We start from the raw sequence: 2,898 nt of genomic DNA, 5'->3' as shown, positions 1-2,898 counted from the left end.
CGAGCGCCGCCGTGAGCTGGTCGTTGATCGGGATGGCGGGCACGGCGGCGATCGCGGAGAACACGACGTCCCCCCAGCGCACGCTCCCGCCCTGGCCGGCACTCCGGTTGCTCATGGTCGGACCCCCCGATCCGCATCGCGGCGTTGCACCGCTGATGTCCCCCTCGCGTGGGATTACCACTCTCCGGCCCGGTTTCAACCCCGTCAACGGGACGGGTAGACGCCCCCGTACGTTCTCTTCACAAGGCCCGACTTTCGGTCAAGGGGTAGAGCCTGAAATAGTTCCCCCCGATGTTCGACATCCCTAGACTCCCTGTGATGGGGGTAACTCGGGGGACAACTCAGTGGGGCATGGAGTGCCGGAACTCGTACTGGAATTGAACGGACAAACCTGGACGCTCGATCCGTCCAGGGCATACACCCTCGGACGTGATCCGCAGGGGGATATCGTGTTCGACGACGCCAGGGTCTCCTGGCGCCACGCCACGATCAGCTTCAGCGGCCGTAGTTGGGTGATCGAGGACCACGGCAGCACCAACGGCACATTCGTGCAGGGCCAGCGGATCCATCAGTTGGATATCGGCCCCGGCTCGGCCGTGCACCTGGGCAACGCGACCGACGGCCCGAGAGTCAGCCTCTCCGGCACGGCCGCGGCGGTGTCGCAGCAGCAGCCGTACGCCGCGCAGGGCGCGAGCGCCGGTTACGCCGCCCAGCAGGCGCCGCAGCAGCAGGCACCGCAGGCGGGCTGGCAGCAGCCGCAACAGCCGCAGGTCCCGCATCAGCAGGGCCATCAGCAGCAGGGCCCCGGTGGTGGCGCGGGGGCGCCGCCGGTGTACGGCGACCGCAGCCCGACCACGTTCCACCAGCTGGCCCTCGGCCGGGTGATGCGCATCGGTCGTGCCCTGGAGAACGACCTGGTCGTCTCCGACCTCCAGGTCTCCCGGAACCACGCCGAGTTCCACGCGACGCCCGACGGCCGCTTCGAGATCCGTGACCTCGGGTCCCACAACGGCACGTTCGTCAACGGTATGCCGATCGCCAAGGGCGGCACGGCCCTCCTCGGCCCGAACGACATCGTCGGCGTCGGCCACTCGACGTTCCGCATCATCGGGGACCGCCTCGAGGAGTTCGTCGACACCGGTGAGGTCTCCTTCTCCGCGCGCCATCTGACGGTCACCGTCGACGGCGGCAAGCAGATCCTCAAGGACGTCTCCTTCGGCGTCCCGGAGAAGTCGCTCATCGCGGTCATCGGCCCCTCCGGCTCCGGCAAGTCCACCCTGCTCAAGGCGCTCACGGGCTACCGCCCCGCCAACCAGGGCGACGTCCTCTACGACAACCGGAACCTGTACAAGCAGTTCGCCGAGCTGCGTCAGCGCATCGGTCTGGTCCCGCAGGACGACATCCTGCACAAGGAGCTGACCGTCAAGAAGGCCCTCAAGTACGCGGCCAAGCTCCGCTTCCCGGCCGACACCACGGCCGCCGAGCGCGAGGCCCGCATCGACGAGGTGCTGCGCGAGCTGAAGCTCGACATCCACAAGGACAAGAAGGTCACGTCCCTCTCCGGCGGCCAGCGCAAGCGCGTCTCGGTCGCCCTGGAACTGCTGACCAAGCCGTCGCTGATCTTCCTGGACGAGCCGACCTCCGGTCTCGACCCGGGCATGGACCGCGACGTCATGCAGCTGCTGCGCGGCCTCGCCGACGACGGCCGCACGGTCCTCGTGGTCACCCACTCGGTGGCCGAGCTCGCGATCTGCGACAAGCTGCTGGTGATGGCGCCGGGCGGCTCGGTGGCGTACTTCGGCCCGCCCGAGGAGGCCCTGAACTTCTTCGGCTACGAGACCTGGGCCGACGTCTTCTCCGCCTTCGAGAACTACCGCGACTACGACTGGGCGGGCCGCTGGAAGGGCTCGCAGCACTACCAGATGTACGCCGCGGACATCGACGCCGTCGCCCCGCAGTCGGTGCACATGCCGCCGCCGCAGTCGATGCGCCCGCCGAAGCCGCAGAGCTGGTTCTCCCAGCTCGGCACCCTCGTGCGCCGCTACCTCGCGGTGATCGTGTCGGACAAGGGCTTCCTGGCGCTGACGGTGATCCTGCCGGCCGTCCTCGGTGCGGTGAGCCTGCTCATCGACCCGGACAAGGACCTGCTGGTGCGGCCGGTGAACAAGGTCACGGGCATGCCCCTCCCGAACGGCACCGCCACCACGGTGCTGCTGATCCTCGCGGTCGGCGCGTGCTTCGCGGGCGCCGCCAACTCCGTCCGTGAGCTGATCAAGGAACGGGTGATCTACGAGCGGGAGCGGGCGACCGGTCTGTCGCGCTCGGCGTACCTGATGTCGAAGGTCATCGTCCTCGGCACGGTCACCGTGCTCCAGGGCGCCCTGGTCGGCGCGATCGGCTTCGCCAGCCGGACCATCCCCGACGAGGCCCTGATCCTCGGCGAGGGCAAGGTCGCCGTGATGCTCGAACTCTCCATCCCGATCATGGGCCTCGGCTTCACGTCGATGATGTTCGGCCTGGTCATCTCCTCGCTGGTGAAGACCGCCGAGAAGACCATGCCGCTGCTGGTGATGTTCGCCATCGTCCAGGTCGTCTTCACCGGCTGCCTCTTCGCCCTGCACGGCAGCCCCGGCGTCAACGAGTTCTCGTACCTGATGCCGTCGCGCTGGGCGGTCGCCGCCGCCGGTGCCACGCTGGACTTCAACAACATCAGCCCGCCCAAGGAGGCCGGCGACACGGACCCGCTGTGGGACCACACGGCCGGCGTCTACGCCTTCGACATGGTCGCCCTGGTCCTGATCGGCGTTCTCTGCGGCATCCTCGTGGCCCGCTTCCTGCGCCGCCACGAGCCCGAGGTCATGCGGAAGTAACCGAGGGCACCGGCACACACGTCGAAGG

The 2,898-nt window shown here is 68.5% G+C and carries 1 protein-coding gene; it reads left to right on the top strand.

Translation table 11 applies throughout. The features are described from left to right. The first annotated feature begins 356 nt into the window (after positions 1-356). Positions 357-2,870: an ABC transporter ATP-binding protein/permease gene (locus AOK15_RS34385; RefSeq protein WP_055522230.1), complete on the top strand. Its 2,514-nt coding sequence runs from the start codon at positions 357-359 to the stop codon at positions 2,868-2,870. Positions 2,871-2,898 lie beyond the last annotated feature (28 nt).

The organism is Streptomyces ossamyceticus, assembly GCF_001418475.1.
Taxonomy (GTDB): Bacteria; Actinomycetota; Actinomycetes; order Streptomycetales; family Streptomycetaceae; genus Streptomyces; species Streptomyces ossamyceticus.
This window is presented reverse-complemented; position numbering and strand designations above follow the sequence as displayed.